The sequence below is a fragment of the Leifsonia aquatica H1aii genome, assembly GCF_000633535.1.
GTDB classification, from domain to species: Bacteria; Actinomycetota; Actinomycetes; order Actinomycetales; family Microbacteriaceae; genus Leifsonia; species Leifsonia aquatica_A.
In genome coordinates this window covers 1-19,921 of the sequence record NZ_AYMR01000013.1, presented here as the reverse complement: position 1 = coordinate 19,921, position 19,921 = coordinate 1, and the positions used below count along the sequence as shown (strand labels likewise).

General features: G+C 70.8%; 20 protein-coding genes. 8 read left to right on the top strand and 12 right to left on the bottom strand.

What is annotated here, in order from left to right:
• Window positions 1-35: 35 nt before the first annotated feature.
• Together U870_RS0114330 and U870_RS0114325 are read left to right on the top strand one after the other, a co-directional pair.
• Window positions 36-1,577 carry an ABC transporter permease gene (locus tag U870_RS0114330; protein ID WP_025158071.1) on the top strand — a complete coding sequence of 514 codons (1,542 nt, stop codon included), beginning with the start codon at window positions 36-38 and terminating at the stop codon, window positions 1,575-1,577.
• Window positions 1,578-1,601: 24 nt separating this feature from the next.
• On the top strand, window positions 1,602-2,273 hold the full coding sequence (locus tag U870_RS0114325) for an ABC transporter ATP-binding protein (protein WP_025158070.1): 672 nt from the start codon (window positions 1,602-1,604) through the stop codon (window positions 2,271-2,273).
• A gap of 75 nt (window positions 2,274-2,348) precedes the next feature.
• On the opposite strand, the gene U870_RS0114320 is transcribed toward U870_RS0114325, so the two are convergent.
• From U870_RS0114320 to U870_RS0114300, 5 genes are all read right to left on the bottom strand, one after another.
• Entirely contained in the window at window positions 2,349-2,948 is a 600-nt protein-coding gene (locus U870_RS0114320; RefSeq protein ID WP_025158069.1) for a pentapeptide repeat-containing protein, read from the bottom strand.
• A gap of 50 nt (window positions 2,949-2,998) precedes the next feature.
• Entirely contained in the window at window positions 2,999-4,027 is a 1,029-nt protein-coding gene (locus U870_RS0114315; RefSeq protein WP_025158068.1) for a sugar phosphate isomerase/epimerase family protein, read from the bottom strand.
• Window positions 4,027-5,133, bottom strand: coding sequence for a Gfo/Idh/MocA family protein (locus U870_RS0114310; RefSeq protein ID WP_029947640.1), 1,107 nt, complete (start codon window positions 5,131-5,133; stop codon window positions 4,027-4,029). Before U870_RS0114310 ends, U870_RS0114315 begins: the two co-directional genes overlap by 1 nt.
• 65 nt (window positions 5,134-5,198) lie before the next feature.
• Complete coding sequence (locus U870_RS0114305; protein WP_025158066.1) at window positions 5,199-6,296, bottom strand: Gfo/Idh/MocA family protein; 1,098 nt, start codon at window positions 6,294-6,296, stop codon at window positions 5,199-5,201.
• The gene (locus U870_RS0114300; protein WP_025158065.1) at window positions 6,293-7,015 is read right to left on the bottom strand and encodes a sugar phosphate isomerase/epimerase family protein; all 723 of its coding nucleotides are present in this window, start codon (window positions 7,013-7,015) and stop codon (window positions 6,293-6,295) included. The genes U870_RS0114305 and U870_RS0114300 overlap by 4 nt, the downstream gene beginning before the upstream one ends.
• Window positions 7,016-7,184: 169 nt before the next feature.
• Between U870_RS0114300 and U870_RS0114295 the strand changes: the two genes are divergently transcribed.
• From U870_RS0114295 to U870_RS0114275, 5 genes are all read left to right on the top strand, one after another.
• Complete coding sequence (locus U870_RS0114295) at window positions 7,185-8,375, top strand: ROK family transcriptional regulator (protein WP_025158064.1); 1,191 nt, start codon at window positions 7,185-7,187, stop codon at window positions 8,373-8,375.
• Between the two features lie 88 nt (window positions 8,376-8,463).
• A complete protein-coding gene (locus tag U870_RS0114290; RefSeq protein WP_025158063.1) occupies window positions 8,464-9,627 on the top strand; it encodes a Gfo/Idh/MocA family protein in 1,164 nt (387 codons plus the stop codon).
• Between the two features lie 2 nt (window positions 9,628-9,629).
• Window positions 9,630-10,364, top strand: a complete 735-nt coding sequence (locus tag U870_RS0114285) for a ThuA domain-containing protein (RefSeq protein ID WP_430623526.1) — start codon at window positions 9,630-9,632, stop codon at window positions 10,362-10,364.
• Window positions 10,365-10,500: 136 nt separating this feature from the next.
• Window positions 10,501-11,535, top strand: a complete 1,035-nt coding sequence (locus tag U870_RS0114280; RefSeq protein WP_025158061.1) for a Gfo/Idh/MocA family protein — start codon at window positions 10,501-10,503, stop codon at window positions 11,533-11,535.
• Between the two features lie 35 nt (window positions 11,536-11,570).
• Window positions 11,571-12,338 carry a YqaJ viral recombinase family protein gene (locus U870_RS0114275; protein WP_345817877.1) on the top strand — a complete coding sequence of 256 codons (768 nt, stop codon included), beginning with the start codon at window positions 11,571-11,573 and terminating at the stop codon, window positions 12,336-12,338.
• A 66-nt stretch (window positions 12,339-12,404) separates the two neighbouring features.
• Here the strand turns inward: U870_RS0114275 and U870_RS0114270 are convergent, their stop codons facing one another.
• The gene (locus tag U870_RS0114270; RefSeq protein WP_025158059.1) at window positions 12,405-13,151 is read right to left on the bottom strand and encodes a DUF998 domain-containing protein; all 747 of its coding nucleotides are present in this window, start codon (window positions 13,149-13,151) and stop codon (window positions 12,405-12,407) included.
• A gap of 181 nt (window positions 13,152-13,332) precedes the next feature.
• On the opposite strand from U870_RS0114270, the gene U870_RS0114265 reads away from it, so the two are divergent.
• Window positions 13,333-14,301 (top strand): NADP-dependent oxidoreductase, encoded by a 969-nt coding sequence (locus U870_RS0114265; RefSeq protein ID WP_025158058.1) that lies wholly within the window; start codon window positions 13,333-13,335, stop codon window positions 14,299-14,301.
• A gap of 12 nt (window positions 14,302-14,313) precedes the next feature.
• On the opposite strand, the gene U870_RS0114260 is transcribed toward U870_RS0114265, so the two are convergent.
• The 6 genes from U870_RS0114260 to secE all read right to left on the bottom strand — a co-directional run bounded on the left by U870_RS0114260 (window position 14,314) and on the right by secE (window position 19,814).
• Window positions 14,314-14,853 carry a GNAT family N-acetyltransferase gene (locus tag U870_RS0114260; RefSeq protein WP_025158057.1) on the bottom strand — a complete coding sequence of 180 codons (540 nt, stop codon included), beginning with the start codon at window positions 14,851-14,853 and terminating at the stop codon, window positions 14,314-14,316.
• Between the two features lie 171 nt (window positions 14,854-15,024).
• Window positions 15,025-17,019 (bottom strand): S53 family peptidase, encoded by a 1,995-nt coding sequence (locus U870_RS0114255; RefSeq protein ID WP_240183710.1) that lies wholly within the window; start codon window positions 17,017-17,019, stop codon window positions 15,025-15,027.
• A 231-nt stretch (window positions 17,020-17,250) separates the two neighbouring features.
• Complete coding sequence (rplA, locus tag U870_RS0114250; protein WP_025158055.1) at window positions 17,251-17,940, bottom strand: 50S ribosomal protein L1; 690 nt, start codon at window positions 17,938-17,940, stop codon at window positions 17,251-17,253.
• Window positions 17,941-18,031: 91 nt separating this feature from the next.
• Window positions 18,032-18,463, bottom strand: a complete 432-nt coding sequence (rplK, locus tag U870_RS0114245; RefSeq protein WP_025158054.1) for a 50S ribosomal protein L11 — start codon at window positions 18,461-18,463, stop codon at window positions 18,032-18,034.
• Between the two features lie 101 nt (window positions 18,464-18,564).
• Window positions 18,565-19,485: a transcription termination/antitermination protein NusG gene (gene nusG / locus U870_RS0114240; RefSeq protein ID WP_025158053.1), complete on the bottom strand. Its 921-nt coding sequence runs from the start codon at window positions 19,483-19,485 to the stop codon at window positions 18,565-18,567.
• Between the two features lie 56 nt (window positions 19,486-19,541).
• The gene (secE, locus tag U870_RS0114235; RefSeq protein ID WP_025158052.1) at window positions 19,542-19,814 is read right to left on the bottom strand and encodes a preprotein translocase subunit SecE; all 273 of its coding nucleotides are present in this window, start codon (window positions 19,812-19,814) and stop codon (window positions 19,542-19,544) included.
• Between the last annotated feature and the right edge of the window lie 107 nt (window positions 19,815-19,921).

Here is a 19,921-nt window from a genome sequence, read left to right as displayed (position 1 = left end):
GTCATCGTCGGACCCACAGCGAAGTTTGGAAGCCAATGTTCGGGACATATCTGCGGCGGGAACTCCTCAACCGCCGCAAGCAAACGGTCATCATCGCGATCGGCATGGCCCTCGCGATCGCGCTCGTGATCATCGTGAACGCCGTGTCGGCGGGGGTGAAGGATGCCCAGGCCAGCGTCCTGCAGTCCGTCTACGGCGTCGGCACCGACATCACGGTCAGCCAACCCGCCACCGCCGGCAGCGGCACTCCGGCGGCCGGCGGCGGCCGGTTCGACTTCGGCGCCACCGCCGGGACCGACGCGGGCGGCAGCCGGAGTGTGAACACCTCCCGGCTCGAGCCCAGCCGCGGCGCCACCGTGATGGCCGACACCACCCTGGCCACCGTGCAGAAGGTGCAGAACGTCTCGGCGGCGGCCTCGGTCCTCTCGCTCACGAACACCAGCTTCAGCGGCACCCTCCCCGACTTCCAGCAGCTCCGCCAGGAGCGCCAGGCCGCCGGCCAGGGCGGCGCCGCGACACCCAACCCGGCGCCCACCGGGGGCGCGGACGGCGCGGGCGGAAGCTCCTTCAACGTCGACTCGTTCAGCGTCCTGGGCCTCGACCCGGCCGGCAAGTCGGTCGGCCCGCTCGCCTCGGTCACCCTGACCTCCGGCCGCACCTTCACCAAGGCGGACGCCGGCAAGGATGTGGTCGTCCTCGACTCCGCGTACGCCAAGACCGCCAGCAAGGCCGTCGGCGACACCGTCACCATCGGCGGCACCGACTTCAGCGTCATCGGCGTCGTCGCGGCCACCGGCTCCGATTCGACCACCGCGTCCAACGCCTACATCCCGCTCGACGTCGCCCAGACCCTCTCTGGCCAGGCCGGCAAGATCTCCTCGGTCTACGTGACCGCTGCCTCCTCGAGCGACATCTCGCAGATCAAGACCGATCTGACCAAGGCGCTCCCGTCCGCGACCGTCAGCACCGAAGCCGATCTGGCCTCCGACGTCTCCGGCTCGCTCGGCAGCGCCGGCAGCCTCATCTCCAACCTCGGCACCTGGCTCTCCCTGATCGTGCTCGCCGCGGCGTTCCTCATCGCCATCCTGTTCACGATCTCCGGCGTCACCCGGCGCACCCGCGAGTTCGGCACCCTCAAGGCCATCGGCTGGTCCAACCGGCGCATCGTCGGCCAGGTCGCCGGCGAGTCCGTCGTGCAGGGCGTCGTGGGCGGCATCATCGGCGTCGCCGTCGGTCTCATCGGCGTCCTGGTGGTGAACATGATCGCCCCGACCCTCACAGGCAGCGTGAACACCCGGACGGGCTTCGCCGACGCGGCCGGCCGCGGAGCAGGCGCCGTCGGCACGGCGGCGACGAACGCGCCCGGCGGCGGATTCGGCGGCGCGGGCGGCGGGTTCGCCGGCGCACGACAGGCGGCCGCCTCCACCACCGAGATCGCGCTGCACGCACCGGTGACCCTCTGGATCATCCTCGGCGCCGTCGGCCTCGCCGTCCTCGGCGGCCTCATCGCCGGCGCCATCGGCGGCTGGCGCGCCTCCCGGCTCCGCCCCGCCGCCGCCCTCCGCTCGGTCGCCTGACCCTCACCGCCTCAAGGAGCTCCCGTGTACACCCTCACGAACGTCACCAAGAAGTACACCCAGTCCAAGCGCGAGGTCATCGCCCTGAAGGACGTCTCGCTCGACATCCCGGACGGCCAACTGGTCGCCATCCAGGGGCCGACCGGCGGCGGCAAGTCGACGCTGCTGCAGATGCTCGGCGCCCTCGACCGACCGACCTCCGGCTCCGTCGAGCTGGGGACGTCGAGTCTGTCGAAGCTCGGCGACGGCAAGCTGACCGGCATCCGCGCGAACGAGATCGGCTTCGTCTTCCAAGGCTTCAACCTCATCCCGACGCTGACGGCGCAGGAGAACGTCGAGACGGCGCTGGCCCCGCTCAAGGTGAGTGCCGAGGAGCGCAAGCGCCGTGCTGCGGAGGCCCTCGCCTCCGTCGGACTCGGCGATCGCGGCACCCACCTCCCGTCCGAGCTCTCCGGCGGTCAGCAGCAGCGCGTGGCGATCGCCCGCGCCCTGGTGAAGAACCCGGACGTGCTGCTGGCCGACGAGCCGACGGGCAACCTCGACGAGGAGACCCGCGACGAGATCATGGACCTGCTCGAGGGGCTGTGGCGCGATCGCGGTCTGACGCTGATCATCGTGACCCACGACAGCGCCGTCGCCAAGCGCGCCCAGCGCCGCCTGCACATCAAGCACGGCCAGGTCAAAGAGGCCGCCTGACCCCCACGCATTCGTGCCGAATGTCGACTTTGGCGTCGCCGGAGTCGACATTCGGCACGAATGTCGACGGGTGCCTCAGCGCTCGGGGGTGGGGACGACGTGCATGCCGAGGGCCTCGGCGAACACGATGGCCTGGCGCTCGTCGATCGTGGCGCCCCGGAAGGAGACCTCGGCAGGGTCGACACCGGTGAGGTCGCTGCCGACGAGGGAGGCGGCGGAGAGGTTCGCTCCGGCGAGGATCGCAGCCGAGAGGTCGCAGCCCTCGAAGCGCGCCTCGACGCCGCGCACGCGGCTGAGGTCGGCCTCCCGCAGCCGCACCCCGCGGAAGTCGACGCCCCCGAGGTCCGCGCGGCCGAGGTCGACGAACGACCAGTTGCCGCCCTGGACCTTCAGCAGCGCGAACTCGCACGCGTCGAAGGTACTGCCGGTCAGCTTGCAGCGCGTGAAGGTCGTGTCGAAGAAGTTGCAGCCCTGGAACGTGCAGTTCACGAACGCGGAGTCGGTGTGCTCGCTCACGTTGAACCGCACCGAACGGAACGTGCAGCCGGTGAAGGTCGCCCCGGACGAGCGCAGCTCCGTCATGTCGACGTCCACGAACTCGACGTCGACGAACTCCACCCCGTCCAGGTCGCGTCCGTACCAGTCCTCACCGCGGATGGTGCTCTCCGTGCTCACACGTCGAGCCTAGCCATCCGCGGTGACACTCCCGTCGCCGGAAGGTCGGCTCAGTCCTGGTTGCTGAACGCGGCGTCGAAGGACGCGGTGGGCGTCTTCCACAGCAGCGAGCGGATGTAGCCGACGGCCTCCTTGGCGCCGTGCAGGCGGTCCATGCCGGCGTCCTCCCACTCGATCGAGATCGGGCCGGTGTAGCCGATGGACTCGAGCGCGCGGAAGGAGTCCTCCCACGGCACGTCGCCGTGCCCGGTCGAGACGAAGTCCCAACCGCGGCGCGGGTCGCCCCACGGCAGGTGCGAGCCCAGCACGCCGGCACGGCCGTTGCGCGGGCGCAGGCGGGTGTCCTTGCAGTCCACGTGGTAGATCCGGTCCTGGAAGTCGACGATGAATCCGACCGGGTCGATGTCCTGCCACATCATGTGCGACGGGTCCCAGTTGAAGCCGAACGCCGTGCGGTGGTCGATGGCCTCCAGCGATCGCACGCTCGACCAGTAGTCGTAGGCGATCTCGGACGGGTGCACTTCGTGGGCGAAGCGCACGCCCTCGCCGTCGAACACGTCCAGGATGGGATTCCACCGGTCGGCGAAGTCCTGGTAGCCGGCGTCGATGACGGAGGCGGGAACCGGCGGGAACTGCGCCACGTACGGCCAGATCTTCGACCCCGTGAACCCGACGACCGTGTCCACGCCCAGCTTGCGCGCGACCTTCGCCGTCAGCTTCAGCTCCTCGGCGGCGCGCTGGCGCACGCCCTCCGGGTCGCCGTCGCCCCAGACATTCGAGCCGACGATCGCCTGGTGGCGGAAGTCGATCGGGTCGTCGCAGACCGCCTGGCCCTTGAGGTGGTTGGAGATGGCCCACACCTTGAGCCCGTAGCGGTCCAGGATGTCGAGGCGGCCCTGGAGGTACGCGTCGTCCTCCGCCGCACGCCACACGTCGAGGTGCTCTCCCGACGCGGCGATCTCGAGGCCGTCGTAGCCCCACTCGGAGGCGAGCTTCGCGACCTCCTCCAGCGTGAGGTCGGCCCACTGGCCGGTGAACAGGGTGACCGGGTGCGTGCGACCCGATTCGGCGTCAGTCATCAGTTGGTTCCCATCGCGATCCAGGTGCCCGCCTCGGCGGAGTCGAGCACGGCGTCGGTGATCCGCACGGCCCGCAGGCCGTCGGTGAAGCGCGGCAAGCCGTCGGGGTTCTCCCCGGCGACCGCCGCGTAGCTGTCGGCGACGAACGCGTTGAACGCGTCCTGATAGCCCTGCGGGTGCCCGGATGGCACGACGCAGAGGCGGGCGGCGTCCGGGCTCAACTGGTCGCCGTCGCGCGGGATGAGGAGGCTGCCCGCCCGGCGGCCGACCCACAGCGTCTCGGGCTGCTCCTGGTCGAAGGCCACGCTCTCGGCGGTGCCGGCGATCTCGAGCACGAGCGCGTTCTTGCGGCCGGGGGCGACCTGCGAGACGAGGAGGGTGCCCAGCGCGCCGCCCTCGGTCTCGATGACCACCGCGACGGCGTCCTCCGTGGTGATCGCGGAGTGCGATGCCCGCTCGGCGAAGACCGTCCGTTTGGTGGCGGAGACGCGGGACACCCGGTCCCCCGACACGAACTCGACGAGGTCGACGAGGTGGGAGCCGATGTCGGCGAACGCGCGGGAGCGGCCGCCCTGGGCCGAGTCCACCCGCCAGTTGTCGTCGCCCGAGCCCAGCAGCCAGTCCTGGAGGTACGACGCGTTGATGCTGAGCACCTGGCCGGCCTGGCCGGACGCGAACCGGTGCCGCGCCTCCCGGACCATCGGGTGGAAGCGGTAGACGAACGGCACGGTGGCCACCCGGCCCTCCGCAGCCCGCACCAGCTCCTCGGCGTCGGCGGTCGTGGTCGCGAGCGGCTTCTCGCAGATGACGTGCTTGCCGGCCGCCAGCACGGCGCCCGCCTGCTTCGCGTGCAGCGCGTTCGGCGTGGTGACGTGCACCACGTCGATGCTGTCGTCGGCGAGCACCTCGTCGAGGGAGCCGTACGCGCGGGTGACGCCGAGGCGGTCCGCGGCCTCGGCCGACCTCTCCGGCGTCGACGACACGATCCCGGCCAGGTCGGCCCGGGCGGCGCGTGCCGCCCGGGTGTGCACCTCGGCCATGAAACCGCCGCCCACGAAGGCGACCCGGAGCCGCTCCCCGGCCCGGCTGCCGTCGCGTCGGGTCAATCCGCCGTCCTTCGCGAGGCCCGCTGCGGATTCGTCCACTGGTGTGTCCTCCGTCATGGCCCGGCCTACGCCAGCGTCGCCGCTCGGGGCTCCCAGTCCTCGGGGAGGGCGGGCGCGACCTGCACGGTGCTCTCCACCTCCACCGGGACGCCGGACGTTCCGGCTTCGATGGTCGCGACCATCACGTCGAGCACGTGGAACGCCTGCTCGCCGGAGGCGCGCTCGGGCACGCCGGCGCGGATCGCACGTGCCAGCTCGACCACGCCGGTGCCGCGGGTGGAGGTCGACCCGGTCGAGGCGACCGCCTCCTCGCCGTCGGCGCCGTGGATGAGCAGCTCGCCCTCGAACGTGTTCGGGTCCGGCACCACGAGGGTGCCGTCGACACCGGCGACCTCGAAGAGCGTGCGGCCGAGTTTCGAGTCGAAGCTGAAGATCGCCTGCGCGGTCTGGCCGCTCTCGAACTGGTAGAGCGCGGACACGTGGGTGGGCACGGTCACCGCGAACTCCTCGCCGGCGCGCGGTCCCGAGCCGATGACGCGCGTCTCGCGCGACTTCGAGGCGACGGCCGTGACCCGTGCGACGGGTCCGAACAGCTGGACCAGCGCGGTGAGGTAGTAGGGTCCGATGTCGAACAGCGGGCCGGCCCCCTCCTGGAACAGGAAGTCGGGGTTGGGGTGCCAGGACTCCGGGCCGGGCGACTGCATCAGGGTGAGCGCGGTCAGCGGGGCGCCGATGCGTCCGGATTCGAGCAGACGTCGGGCGGACTGGATGCCCGCGCCGAGGAAGGTGTCCGGGGCCGTCGCGACACGGAGGCCACGGGCGTGCGCCGCCTCCAGCAGCTCCTGCCCGCTCGCGCGCTCGAGCGCGAACGGCTTCTCACTCCACACGTGCTTGCCGGCGGCGAGCGCCTGCAGCGCGACCTCGACATGCACCTTGGGGATGGTCAGGTTCACGACGATCTCGATGCCGTCGTCAGCCAGGAGCTCCTCCACCGTCCCGAAGCCCGGAACGCCGAACTTCTCGGCCTGGGCGCGGGCGCGCTCCTGGTCGATGTCCGCGACGAAGCGGACCTCGAGGTCGGGGAACGTGGTGAGGTTCTCGAGGTACTGGGTGCTGATGACGCCCGCGCCGATGACGCCGACGCCCACGCGTCCCGCGCTCATGCGAGGCCCTTCTCGGTGAGGAAGGCGTAGCTGTCGGCGACGGCCTGGAACCGATCGCCGCGCGAGTCGTCCAGCTCCACGACGCGCAGGGCGTCCGGAGCGGCGGCGATGATGTCGGCGATCGGGAGCGAGCCCTGGCCGACGGCCACCTGGTCCTTGGTCTCCGTGGTGCCGGGGCCGTCCTTGATGTGCAGGGCGACGACACGGTCCCCGAGGGCGGGGAGCAGGGTGAGCGGGTCGTGTCCGCCGACGGCCACCCAGTAGGTGTCGACTTCGAGCACGACCTCGGGGGCGAGCTTGCCGGCGAAGAACTGGAGGGCGGTGGTGCCCTCGATGGTGCTCTCGAGCTCGTGCGCGTGGTTGTGGTACCCCGCACGCACGCCGTAGCGGGCGGCCACGGCGGCGGCCTCGTTGAGCTGCTCGGCGATGCCGGCGACGTCTTCGGCGGTCTGCCAGCGTTCGGGGGCGACGTAAGGGTCGATCACCGTCTGGATGCCGAGCGCCTGCGCGGCGGAGAAGACCTCGTCCAGGTCGGCGCCGATGAAGCCCTGGTGGGTCGTGGGCGCGGTCAGTCCGGCCTCGGCGAGGCCGTCGCGGAGGGCGTCGCCGAAGGAGAGGAAGGCGAACGGCTCGACCTGGGTGAAACCGATGTCCGCGATGCGGCGCAGGGTGCCGACCGTGTCCTCGGTCAGCAGCTCGCGGACCGTATACAGCTGCACGGAGAGTTTTGACGTCGACACAGTGCTCCTCGTCGAGTGGTGGTGCGATTGATGCCCGCCGGTCGGCGGTGCCTCCATTCAAGCGAGACTTCTGTCGGTTGTCAATCAAAAGTCCACCAATGCGCGATGATCTTTGGACGGACAGCAACACGTGTGATTCAATGACCGCATGACCGACACCGCGCGCGAGACGGGACTGGTCGCTCGGGACGCCGCCGACCTGCTGGCGATCCTGCGCGACGGAGTCCCCCGCACGCGCGCGCAGCTCGCCGAGCTCACCGGGCTCGCCCGCTCCACGGTCGCGGTCCGCATCGACGCGCTGACCTCCTCCGGGCTCATCGCCCCGGCCGGCGACGACGTCTCGACGGGAGGCCGCCCGCCCGCCCGCGTCCGCTTCAATCCGGAGTCCCGCGTCGTCATCGCCATCGACCTCGGCGCCACTCACGGCGGCGTCGCCCTCGCCGACCTCGCAGGCGACATCATCGCGCGCGACTCGCAGCGGCTCCGGATCGCGGACGGCCCCGAGGCGGTGCTCGACTGGGCGCTCGCCGGCGCCGAGCGGCTCTACCGCGCCAGCGGGCGGCCCCTCGACGACCTGGTCGGCGTCGGCATCGGCGTCCCCGGACCGGTCGAGCACTCGACGGGTCGGCCGGTCAACCCGCCGATCATGCCCGGGTGGGACCGCTTCGACGTGCCCGCCTACGTCCGCCGGGTGTTCGACGTGCCGGTCCTCGTCGACAACGACGTCAACCTCCTGGCCCTCGGCGAACACGCCCGGGTCTGGCCGGAGCAGACCGACCTGCTCTTCGTCAAGGTGGCGACCGGCATCGGCGCCGGCCTGATCAGCGGTGGGCGGCTGCAGCGCGGCGCGCAGGGCTCGGCCGGCGATCTCGGACACGTGCGCGTGCCGTTCGGCGCCGACACCCCGAGTCACGGCGCGCAGGATGCGGACCTCGAGGCGCTCGCCAGCGGACCCGCCATCGCGCGCGCACTCACCGCGGCCGGGATCCCGGCCGAGACGACGGACGACGTGGTCGACCTCGCCCGCACCGGCAACCCGGTCGTGCAGCAGGCCATCCGCCAGGCGGGGCGCGATCTCGGCGAGGTCGTGGCCACCTGCGTCAACCTCCTCAACCCGTCCCTGGTGATCGTCGGCGGAGGCCTCTCCCGCGTGGGCGAGCAGTTGCTCGCCGGGGTGCGGGAGGTCGTCTACCAACGCTCGACTCCGCTGGCCACGCAGCACCTGACCATCACCGAGTCGCGCTCGGGCGAGACCGGCGGCGTCACCGGTGCGGCGATCATGGTGATCCAGCACGTGCTCGATCCCGGGTCCGAGACCGCGCGGGCCCTTCCGCGCTGACCCGGATCGTCCCATCCTCCCTCCCATCCACGACCATCGAATCGATTCGATCCCTGACCCGTTCCACCCCTCCCCTGAAAGGACACTCGTGACCATCGAATCCCCCGCCTCCGGCACCGCCGCCGGCCGGCCCCTGCGCGCCGGCGTCATCGGTCTCGGCTGGGCCGGCCAGCAGCACATGGAGGCGTACGCCACCCTCCCCGGCGTCGAGCTCGTCGCGATCGCCGGCATGGAGGACGAGCCCCGCGCCGCCCTCGGCGAGAAGTACGGCGTCGAGCGTCGCTACCGCGACTGGAAGGAGCTCGTCGCCGACGGCGACCTCGACGTCGTGAGCGTGGCCGTGCCGACGTTCCTGCACGCGCCCATCGCGGTGGGCGCGCTCGATGCCGGCATCCACGTGCTCAGCGAGAAGCCGATCGCCCGCACCGCCGCCGAGGCGCAGACCATGGTCGATGCGGCGCACCGCGCCGGCCGGGTGCTGGAGGTCGCCTTCAACCACCGCCGCCGCGGCGACATCGAGGCGCTCAAGGCCGCCATCGACGAGGGCCGCATCGGGCGGCCGTACCACGCGCGCGCGATCTGGCTTCGACGCTCCGGCATCCCGGCGCTGGGCAGCTGGTTCACCAACCGCGAGATGGCCGGCGGCGGTCCGCTGATCGACATCGGCGTGCACGTGCTCGACTACGCCCTCCACCTCTTCGGCGAGCCGCAGGTCACCGCGGTGTCGGCGGTCACGCACTCCGAGCTCGGCGTCCGCGGGCGCGGCGGCTCTGCGGGTGGCAAGCAGCAGGTCGGGTCGGCCTACGAGGTCGAGGACCTCGCCAGCCTCCTGCTCCGGCTCGAGGGCGGCGGCTCGATCGTGCTCGAGACCAGCTGGGCGGCGTACCGTCCCGCCGGCGACGAGTTCGGGATCACCCTCTACGGCACCGAGGGCGGCGCCGACCTCCGCGTGGTCGACTACGCCCCCGCGGGCGAGCTGACCATCTTCTCCGGCGACGGCGAGGAGTCGGCGGACGTGCGGGTGACGGCAGGCGCCGGCCGCGGCCACCTGGCCGTCGTCGAGACGTTCCTCGAGCACGTCGCCGACGAGGCGTCCTGGTCGCACTGGGACGGCTCGCTCGCCCTCGACCGCGCCCGGATCATCGACGCCGCCTATGCCTCCGCCGCCCAGGGCGCGGAGGTCCGGCTGCTGCCCGCGACCCAGGGGGCCGAGGACGGCGCCGCCGACCGCACCGCTTCGAAGGGAGTCTGACCATGTCCGCACTGCGTGTCACCGTCTGGAACGAGGGCGTCCACGAGGCGACCCAGCCCGACATCGCCGCGATCTACCCTGCGGGCATCCACGGCGCCATCGCCGACGGCCTGCGAGAGCTGCTGGGCGACGAGGTCGCGGTGCGCACCGCGACACTCGCCGACCCCGAGCACGGGCTGACGGAGGCCGTGCTCGCCGAGACCGACGTGCTGCTCTGGTGGGGACACATCGCCCACGACCAGGTCGCCGACGAGGTCGTGGAGCGCGTGCGCGAGCGCGTGCTCGGCGGGATGGGCCTCATCGTGCTGCACTCCGGGCACTTCTCGAAGATCTTCATCCGCCTGCTCGGCACCACCTGCTCCCTCCGCTGGCGCAACCCCGAGGGCGGCGAGCGCGAGCTGGTCTGGAACGTGAACCCCACGCACCCGATCGCCGCGGGCGTCGAGCAGCCGATCGTGATCGAGGCGCAGGAGATGTACGGGGAGTTCTTCGACATCCCGACGCCGGACGACCTGGTCTTCATCAGCTCGTTCACGGGCGGCGAGGTGTTCCGCTCGGGCGTCACCTTCACTCGCGGGCGGGGCAAGATCTTCTACTTCTCGCCCGGCGACCAGGAGTACCCGGTCTACTTCCACCCGCAGGTGCGCCGCGTGCTCGCCAACGGGGTCCGCTGGGCGGCACCGGTGCCCGGCGCTCCCCGGGTGGCGCCCGCCGTCTCGAACCCCGAGCCCGTCTGAGCCGCACCCCGCCGCCTGCAGACAGCGGAGGAGATCCGGCCCCTCCCGGCCGCGATCTCCTCCGTTGCCTGCCGTCCGGCGGTGGATCGGCGGGATGTCCTCCCCTCGCCATGCCGGCGCAGGGCAGACTGGGCCCATGATCGACGCGCTCCCCGACCCCCGCCATCCCGATCCCGCCGACGCACCGCCCCTGCGCTGGGGCGTGCTGGGCCCGGGAGTGATCGCCGCCGACTTCACGAAGGCGCTGCACGCGCACACCGCCCAGCGCGTCGTCGCCTGCGGCTCGCGCTCGCTCGATCGGGCCGCGGTATTCGCCATCGAGCACGGCGTGGAACGGACGCACGGCTCGTACGAGGCGCTGGTCAACGACCCCGGCGTGGACGTGGTCTACGTCGCGACGCCGCACAGCCGGCATCTCGAGCACACGCTGCTCGCGATCGCCGCGGGCAAGCACGTGCTCGTCGAGAAGCCGATGGCGGCGACCGCCGACCAGGCCAGGCGGATCGTCACCGCCGCCCGCGCCGCCGGCGTCTTCGCGATGGAGGCGATGTGGACGCGCTACCTGCCGCAGACCGACATCATCCGGCAGCTGCTCGACGACGGCGCCCTGGGCGAGCTGCGGGTGGTCACGGCCGACTTCGGCGGCAACGCGACCTACGATCCCGCGGGGAGGCTGTGGGACCCGGCGCTGGCCGGCGGAGCGCTCCTCGACCTCGGCGTGTACGTCGTGTCGTGGGCGTCCTTCGCCCTCGGCACCCCGGCCGGCATCATCGCCAGCGGCTCCCTCGCCCCCACCGGCGTCGACGAGCAGGCCGCCCTGGTGCTCAGCACCCTGTCCGGTGCGCAGGCGCTGCTCAGCACCGGCCTCCGCGCCGGGACGCCCTCGCTCGCGACGATCAGCGGCTCGGCCGGCCGGATCGAGACCGATGCTCCGTTCTGGGGGCCGAGCGGGCTGCGCCTGCACCGCGCCGACGGCTCGGTCGCTGCGCGATGGCGAGACCCGTACGACCGGCCGTACCGGCAGGGGATGTCGTACGAGGGCGCCGCTCTCGCCCGCTACGTCGCCGAGGGTCGCACCGAGTCGCCCCTCCACTCGCTCGACGAGACCGTCTCCACACTGGCGACGATCGACGAGGCTCGGCGGCAGCTCGGCGCCGCGGGCGTGGGCTGACCGCGAGCGTCGCCGGAGCGAGGCACAATGGAAGGGTGCTCGACCCCGCCCAGACCCGCTCCGCCGACCTCTACCGGCCCGGCGTCCTGGCGGATCTCGGCCCGGCGCGTGCCGCCGCTCCGGCTCCCGTCCCGGTGACCCCGGCGGTGCCCGGCGCACGGGGGCACCTCGCGCGGGTGGTCGCGCACTCCAGCGACCGCGTCGGCTGGTTGCGCGCCCGCAGCCGCGGGATCACGGCCACGGACGTCGCCAAGCTGTCGACGCCGCGCTCGCTGCGCGCGGCGGTGTACGACAAGCTCCACGGCACCGGGTTCTCCGGCAACTCGTTCACCCAGCACGGGCGCGTGCGCGAGCCGGAGATCGCGGCCTGGGTCGCCGCGACGCACGGTATCCAGCCCTCCGACGCCCTGTTCCACGCCGAGCGCGACCGGCGCCACCTGGCCACGCCGGACGGGCTCGCGGTCCGCGCGGACGACCGGATCGAGCTCTGCGAGATCAAGACCACCAACAAGCCGTTCCGCAGCATCCCGCGCGGGTATCTGCGGCAGATCTGGTGGCAGCAGTACGTGCTCGGCGCCGAGCGGACGCTCTTCGTGTGGGAGCAGCACGACGGCTTCGTGCCGCTGCACGACGAGCCGGAATGCCGCTGGGTCGACCGCGACGAGGCCGAGATCGCGAAGCTCGTCGGGCTCGCCGGCGACCTGATCGAGCTGCTGCGCCAGGCGACCGCGGCACCGCCGTCGAACGTTCCGCCGGTGACCGTCGAGCGGGTCGCCGCACCGGAGCCGGCGGCGCTGTACTGATCGCACCCCTGGGCTGATCGCCGGCCTACGCTGCTGATCGCCGGCCGTCGCCGGCGCCCTGCGATGTCAGCGCGCCGCGAGGGAGGAGCCGCTCGAGACGCCCTCCTGGTCGCCCTCCGGCGCATCCGCACGGACGGTCGTGCGGGTCAGGGCGAGGGAGTAGACCGCGATCCACGCGATCGCCACGGTGGTGCCGATGAGCTCCAGCCATGCGCCCACGTCGGTCGCGACGTGCACGATCGCCAGCATCCCGCCCACGATGGTGATCGCGGCCACGGCGATGCAGCTGGCCAGGGAGAACCGGGCGACTCGCGGCAGGCGGGAGGCGAACGCGACCTGGAGCATGGCGTAGCAGGCCGCCACGAACCCGAGCACGGCCGAGACGGTGTGGGTCAGATCCTGCACGGTCGAGCGGGGATCGGCGATCGGCACCGGGCAGTTCGCGGTGCACGTCACCTGCGAGGCCACCACGAAGCAGACGGCCGCGACGCCGAGGCTGAGGGCGGGCGCCCAGCGGTCGAGCGGACGCACCCGTGAACGCACGTGCCCGCTCGCCAGGGCGATCGAGAACCCGCCGGCGGCGATCAGCAGCAGCGCGATCCGGAACATCCCCGCGGTGGGGGCACCCTCCGCGCCCAACTCGCTCACGTAGACCGGGCGCTCCACCGTCAGTCGCGCCGCCCAGATGATCGTGAGGCCGCCGAGCACCGCGAGGGTGCCGATCGCCAGCAGGATCGGCACGGCGCGCTGCCACCCGCGCGCCAAGGGAGGCACGGCGAACGGCTGGCGCACGATGCGCAGGAATCGCTGCACTCTGGCTCCTCGGGTCGGGGTCGAAGCATCCTAACGTGACCACGGCTGGAAACGTCCTGGGGGTATCCGAAACAGAGTGTTCACACGTGGTGACCCCGGCGTAACACCGGTGACGCAATCCCGGGATTGACTGGGGTCAGCTGATCGCACCGGTGACGGGCGACCGACGAGGGGACGACGAATGCCGAAGACCATGCGGGCCGCACTCCTGGACGCGGCGGGCGGACCGGAGGCCCTCCGGCTCGGCGACACCGCCGCCCCCGATCGCGTCAACGCCGAGTTCCTGGTCAAGGTCGTCGCCGCCGGCGTGAACCCGATCGATGCGAAGACCCGGGCCGGCCGGGGCGTGTTCGAGGCCATCCGCACCTTCCCCGCCGTTCTCGGGCACGACTTCAGCGGCGTTGTCGTCGAGTCCCCGTACAGCGCCCACCCGCTCCGCCCCGGCGACGAGGTGTTCGGGATGGTGATGGTGCCGCGCTTCGGCGGCAGCTACGCCGAGTACGTCTCCGTCCCCAGCCTCAGCGTGGTGCGCAAACCGGCGACGCTCTCGCACATCGAGGCCGCAGGCGCACCGCTCGCTGCGCTCACCGCCTGGGGCATGGTCGTCGAGGTGGCCAAGGCGCACGAGGGGCAGCGGATGCTGATCCATGCGGGCAGCGGAGGGGTCGGGCACTTCGCTGTGCAGTTCGCCTCGTACTTCGGCGCCCACGTCATCGCCACGGCCTCCGGCGCTCACGGCTCCTGGCTGCGGTCGCTGGGCGCCTCCGAGGTCGTCGACTACACCACCACCCGGTTCGAGGACGTGGTGCGGGAGGTCGACGTCGTGATCGACCTGGTCGGCAACGTCCACGACGACACCGGGTCGCGGTCACTCACGGTCCTGCGTCCCGGCGGTCTGATCATCAACGCCCCGACGGGCAGCTGGCCCGGTTTCGCCGAGGAGGTGTCGGCGGCCGGGATGCGTGGGACCCACTACCGGGTGGCGCCCGACGGCACCACGCTCGCGGTGATCTCGCGCCTGCTCGAGGCCGGCAACGTCCGTGTGCACGTCGACCAGATCTACGCGCTGGAGCAGATCGCCGAGGCCCATCGGGCCGTCGAGAGCGGCCACACCCGCGGCAAGGTGGTGCTCAAGATCGCCGAGGGGTAGGAGCCGTGCGGATCAGGCGACCGATCCGCGCTCCATCACCCAGTCGTCCTCCCACCGCTCCCCGACCAGGAAGCGCTTGGAGCCCACCCGCTCGAAGCCGTGCTTGGCGTAGAACCGCTGGGCGCGCGCGTTCTCCTCGTTGACGCCGAGCCACATCCCGTCGGCTCCCGCGTCGGCGGCCGCCTGCACACTGGCGGTCATCAACCGGGCCGCAACGCCCTCTCCGTGATGCCCGGGGAGCACGTAGCACTTGCTCAACTCTGCGGTCGGGCGCACGGAGATCGCCTGGCGCACGTCGTCGTCGGCGGGCTCGCCCAGGACCACCATCGTGTAGCCGATCGCCGCGCCGGTCTCGTCCTCCGCGATGAGCAGGATGCGGGACGGGTCGGCCACGTACTCCGCGAACCGCTCCGGCGAGAGCACGGTCGCGATGAAGTCCGCCTTCGCCTCCGGCGTCGTGTGCGGCGGGCAGGCGAGCGGGAAGGTCACCGCGGCGACGGCGGCGAGGGCGGCGGCGTCGCCGGGGCGGGCGGGACGGATGGTGGCGGTCACCGCACCAGGGTAGCCGCTCGCCCGCCCGGATGTCCCCGACGCACCCGGATGTCCCCGACGCACCCGATGTCCCCGACGTCCCAGATGGAAGCAGACACCGCCGGTTCCGGACAGAAGGGACCGGCCGTCCCCGGGGGAATGGGACGGCCGGTCCAGTCGATCAGGCGCCGGTCAGTGCCGGCCCTGCGCCACCAGGTTGAGCAGGTCGAACGACACGTCGCCGAGTCCGGTCACGGGGTCGTACCCCTTCGCCGTCTTCAGCGTGGTGTCCTGATCGAACGAGACCAGGTAGCTGTTGCCGCTGGTCTTGCTCGTATAAGCGACCGCCTGGGTCGGGTTCTGCGGGAGCACGTCGCGGAAGCTGTTCGGCAGGACGCGCTTCACGGCGTACAGCGTCGGGTTGGCGAACCCGATCGTCGCGTGGGTGGACTGCTGGACGATCGCGATCTGCGCGGCGACGATCGGCGTGGCCAGCGAGGTCCCGCCGTACGTCTCGTTGACGTAGTCGCCGACCGCGAGGGTGTCGTCGTCGACGATCGGCCGCAGCCCGATCAGGAACCCGGTGTACGGGTCCGCGAGCGCCGAGACATCCGGCGACACCCGCTTGCCCGCGGCCAGCGCCGCGGGGACGATGCCGCGCTGGTAATCCGGCTGGGCGAACACGGCGCTCGTGCCGCCGCCCGCACCACCGGCGAACCGGGTTCCGGGCAGGGGCTCGGTGTAGCTCAGCGTGCCATCCGCGTTCTTGACGATCTGGTCGACCGTGTCGCCCCAGCCCGTCTCGAAGGCGATCGCGCCGTTCTTGCCGATCGCCATGCTCGTGCCTCCCACGGAGGTGACCCACGGCGAGGAGGCCGGGAAGTCGGGCGACGCGTAGCCGAGGTTCGCGGCCTCGTCACCGTTGTCGCCGCTGGAGAAGTAGAGGCCGATGCCCTCGCCGGCCGCCTGCAGCTGCAGGTTGACCTCGCCCTGGATCACGTCGGCGGGGACGGCCTCGCCCACGTTGCCGTAGCTGTTGCTCACGATGGTCGCGAGCTTGTTGTCCAGGATCTTCGACATGGCCACATCCAGGCCGCCGCCGCAGTTCGTTCCGCCGACGTACAGGATGCGGGCCCCGGGCGCGATTCCGTGCACCGATTCGACGTCGAGGGTCTGCTCGCCCTGCCAGCCGCTGGGGTACTGGCACAGCTCCTGGTCGGTGAACTCGCTCGCCTTCGGCACCAGCTGCTGGTACGACGAGTTGGTCAGGCCCGGCTCGCCGTTCTGCGCCGAGTAGTCGTTGACGTCCTTCACGATGCTGGGGCTGGCGTACGCGTCGATGATCGCGACCGTCTGGCCCGACCCGTTGACGCCACGCTTGTTGAGATCGCTCAGGCCGTAGGCGCTGCGCAGCTGCTGCGGGGTGTAGCCGCAGTTGTACGTGCTGTACTTCGTCTGGCCGTTGTAGGCGGCGGGAACGGTCACGACGTTCTCGCCGTAGTAGTGCGAGCACGGGGTGTTCACGACCGGAGCGGCCGCGGCCTTGCGCGCCAGCTGCGGCTCGCCCGACGAGCCCAGGTCGCCCTGCTGGATCGAGTCGGGTCGAGTGAGGGTGCGGGACTGCTCGACGCTCACGCCCGAGACCTTGGTGCCGATCGAGGACGGCAGCGAGGGTGCCGTCGCCGGAGCGATCAGCTGCCGCCCGGCGTAGGTGAACGAGTGCAGGGACGTGCCGAAGATCGATCCGATCTGGTCGGGCGTGCCACGGAAGACCACGTACTGGCGGCTGGCCGGCACGGCGGTGATCGTCAGACCGGCGGTCGTCAGGAAGCTGACCACGGCGTCGGAATCGGCCTGCGTCGGCGAGAAGCGGCCGATCCACTGGGCCGGGGTGAGCGCCTTGCGGTAGCCGGCGATCGCGGGGTTCGAGACCTGCTTCGCGAGCGTCTCGGCACCCTTCTGGTCGCGCAGCGGCAGGTAGATCTCACCCTCCACCGAGGTGTCGGCGGGAGCGGCGCCTGCGTCGTTCGCGGCGGTCGCCCACGAGGGCACGGAGTCGGCGTAGGTCACCCGGTCGGCGGCGGTGGCCGCGGAGGTACCCGCCAATGACAAAGCCACCGTGGCGGCCACGGTGGCGATGATTCCGACGACCCTCTTGTGGAGGGATCGTGTGGTGCGAGGAGTCATGGAAACGTCATCCTTCACTCGGACGGACTCGACAATGAGCCGACGCGCGGCGCGCGCCAGGGCGAGCGTAAACCCCGTCGTTCTGCCACACAAGATGGGGTAGACGGGTCTGTCGCGTTCTTTCACCTCTGTGTACGTTTTCTCAGGAACGCGATTCCGTCCTCAGCAACGCCGAAGGGGCCGGCACCGGCTGCTGCCGGTCCCGACCCCTTCGAGAGTCGTGCGAGACGCTCAGATCGCGTTGACGTCCAGCGGGATGCCGGGGCCGAACGTGGTCGACACGGCGCCCTTCTGGATGTAGCGGCCCTTGGACGCCGACGGCTTCAGACGGACGACCTCGTCGAGGGCGGCCGTGATGTTCTCGTCGAGCTGCTCCTGGGTGAAGCCCGCCTTGCCGACCACGAAGTGGACGTTGGCGTGCTTGTCGACGCGGAACTCGATCTTTCCGCCCTTGATGTCGGAGACGGCCTTCGCCACGTCCGGGGTGACCGTGCCGGTCTTCGGGTTGGGCATGAGGCCACGCGGGCCGAGCACCTTTCCGAGACGGCCGACCTGGCCCATGAGCTCCGGGGTGGAGACGGCGGAGTCGAAGTCGGTGTAGCCGCCGGCGACCTTCTCGATGAGTTCGGCGCCGCCGACCTCGTCAGCGCCGGCCGCGATGGCCGCCTCGGCCGCGGGGCCGGTCGCGAAGACGATGACGCGCGCGGTCTTGCCGGTGCCGTGAGGAAGGATGACGGTACCGCGGACCATCTGGTCCGCCTTGCGCGGGTCGACGCCCAGCTTCAGCGCGACCTCGACGGTCGAGTTGAACTTGGCGGAACCGGTCTCCTTCGCGAGGGCGACGGCCTCGGACGGGGTGTAGAGCTTGCCGGCTTCGATCTTGTCAGCCGCGGCCCGGTAGGCCTTGGACTTCTGTGCCATGAGTTTTCTCCTAACGAGAATGTGGTGCGAGCCTGGCCGGCTCTGCCACGGTGATGCCTTTCGGCGGAGGTGTGTGGAGGACGTTCGGGGCTTACGCCTCGACCGTGATGCCCATCGAACGGGCGGTGCCGGCGATGATCTTCGACGCGGCGTCGATGTCATTCGCGTTGAGGTCGACCATCTTCTGCTCGGCGATGGTGCGCACCTGGTCCTGGGTCAGCTTGCCGACCTTGTTGGTGTGCGGAACACCCGAGCCCTTGGCGACGCCGGCGGCCTTCTTGATGAGCTCCGCAGCCGGCGGGGTCTTCAGGACGAACGTGAACGAACGGTCCTCGTAGACGGTGATCTCGACCGGGATGACGTTGCCGCGCTGCGACTCGGTCGCGGCGTTGTACGCCTTGCAGAACTCCATGATGTTCACGCCGTGCTGACCCAGGGCCGGGCCGATCGGCGGGGCCGGGTTGGCAGCGCCGGCGTTGATCTGAAGCTTGATCAGACCGGTGACCTTCTTCTTCGGTGCCATGTCTCTTCCTTCTTTGTGTATTCGAGCGGCGTTGGATCGCTCCGTGCCGCTCTCCCGGTTTCTCGGCCCTTCCGAGATCCGGTGATCTGAAAACTAGGGGGTCAGAGCTTCGTGACCTGGTCGAAGCTGAGCTCGACCGGCGTCTCGCGCTCGAAGAGCGACACCAGCACGGTGAGCTTGCCGCTCTCCGGCTTGATCTCGCTGATCGATCCGGGCAGGCCCGCGAACGAGCCTTCCTTGATCGTGATGGTCTCGCCGATCTCGAAGTCCACCTCGGCCGGGATGACCCGGGCGGTGGCCTTCTGGCCCTTGGCGGCACCCTTGGCCGGCGCCACGTCGACCTGCACGAGGCTCTTCAGCATCGAGAAGGCCTCTTCGAAGCGCAGCGGCGTCGGGTTGTGGGCGTTGCCCACGAAGCCGGTGACGCCCGGCGTGTGGCGCACGACCGACCAGCTGTCCTCGTTGAGGTCCATGCGCACGAGCACGTAGCCCGGGATGCGCACGCGGTTGACCATCTTGCGCTGGCCGTTCTTGATCTCGACCACGTCCTCCATCGGGACCTGGACCTCGTAGATGTAGTCCTCCATGTTCATCGAGACCATGCGGTTCTCGATGTTGGACTTCACACGGCGCTCGAATCCGGCGTACGAGTGGATGACGTACCACTTGCCGATCTTGCCGCGGAGCTCGGTGCGGAACTCCTCGTACGGGTCGGTCGCGACCTCGTCCTCGTCCTCCACGGCCTCCTGCGCAGCCTCGGCCTCGTCGTCGGTGTCGACCTCGAGGGCCTCGTCGACGGCCTTGTCGGCCTCGGGGTCGACGGCCTCCGCCATCGCGTCGAGCACGGCGTCGAGGTCGATCGACGTGCCGTCCTCCGCCACGATGTGCAGCGCCTCGTGCTCGGCGGCGTCGGACGAGTCCTCGTCGTGCTCGAGCACGTTGCCGGTCTGCGCCTCGTCGTCCTCGGAGGACTGCTCGGCTGCGGTGGCCCAGTCCACGTCGTCGCGATTCGTCTCAGACACTGAATTCATTCCATTTCTGTCGGGGAGGCCGGTGGTCCGGCCGGGCTGTTCGGCTCTCAGGTCGGGTTGCCGAAGACCCAGACCACACCCAGGCTGAACACCCAGTCGAGGAGGGATACGAGCGCCATCATGATCACCACGAAGACGAGCACGACCCCGGTGTAGCTCAGGAGTTCCTTGCGCGTCGGCGTGACGACCTTTTTGAGCTCGCCGATGACCTGGCGGATGAACAGCGCGATACGCGCGAAGGGGTTGCGCTTCGCAGCGCGATCCTTCTTCGCGTTGGCGACGATGTCCTCACTCGGCTCGTCGATAACTTTTCGGGCCACCTCGTTACACCTTTCGTGGGCCGACATCGGAATGTCGACTTGCAGGGCGGACAGGAATCGAACCTGCAACCTGCGGTTTTGGAGACCGCTGCTCTGCCAATTGAGCT

Coding starts and splice junctions, on each gene's coding strand:
- U870_RS0114330 (WP_025158071.1), top strand. CDS start 36: ATGTTCGGGACATATCTGCGGCGGGAACTCCTCAACCGCCGCAAGCAA.
- U870_RS0114315 (WP_025158068.1), bottom strand. CDS start 4,027: ATGACTGACGCCGAATCGGGTCGCACGCACCCGGTCACCCTGTTCACC.
- U870_RS0114305 (WP_025158066.1), bottom strand. CDS start 6,296: ATGAGCGCGGGACGCGTGGGCGTCGGCGTCATCGGCGCGGGCGTCATC.
- U870_RS0114295 (WP_025158064.1), top strand. CDS start 7,185: ATGACCGACACCGCGCGCGAGACGGGACTGGTCGCTCGGGACGCCGCC.
- U870_RS0114285 (WP_430623526.1), top strand. CDS start 9,630: ATGTCCGCACTGCGTGTCACCGTCTGGAACGAGGGCGTCCACGAGGCG.
- U870_RS0114280 (WP_025158061.1), top strand. CDS start 10,501: ATGATCGACGCGCTCCCCGACCCCCGCCATCCCGATCCCGCCGACGCA.
- U870_RS0114265 (WP_025158058.1), top strand. CDS start 13,333: ATGCCGAAGACCATGCGGGCCGCACTCCTGGACGCGGCGGGCGGACCG.
- U870_RS0114255 (WP_240183710.1), bottom strand. CDS start 17,019: ATGACTCCTCGCACCACACGATCCCTCCACAAGAGGGTCGTCGGAATC.
- rplA (WP_025158055.1), bottom strand. CDS start 17,940: ATGGCACAGAAGTCCAAGGCCTACCGGGCCGCGGCTGACAAGATCGAA.
- rplK (WP_025158054.1), bottom strand. CDS start 18,463: ATGGCACCGAAGAAGAAGGTCACCGGTCTGATCAAGCTTCAGATCAAC.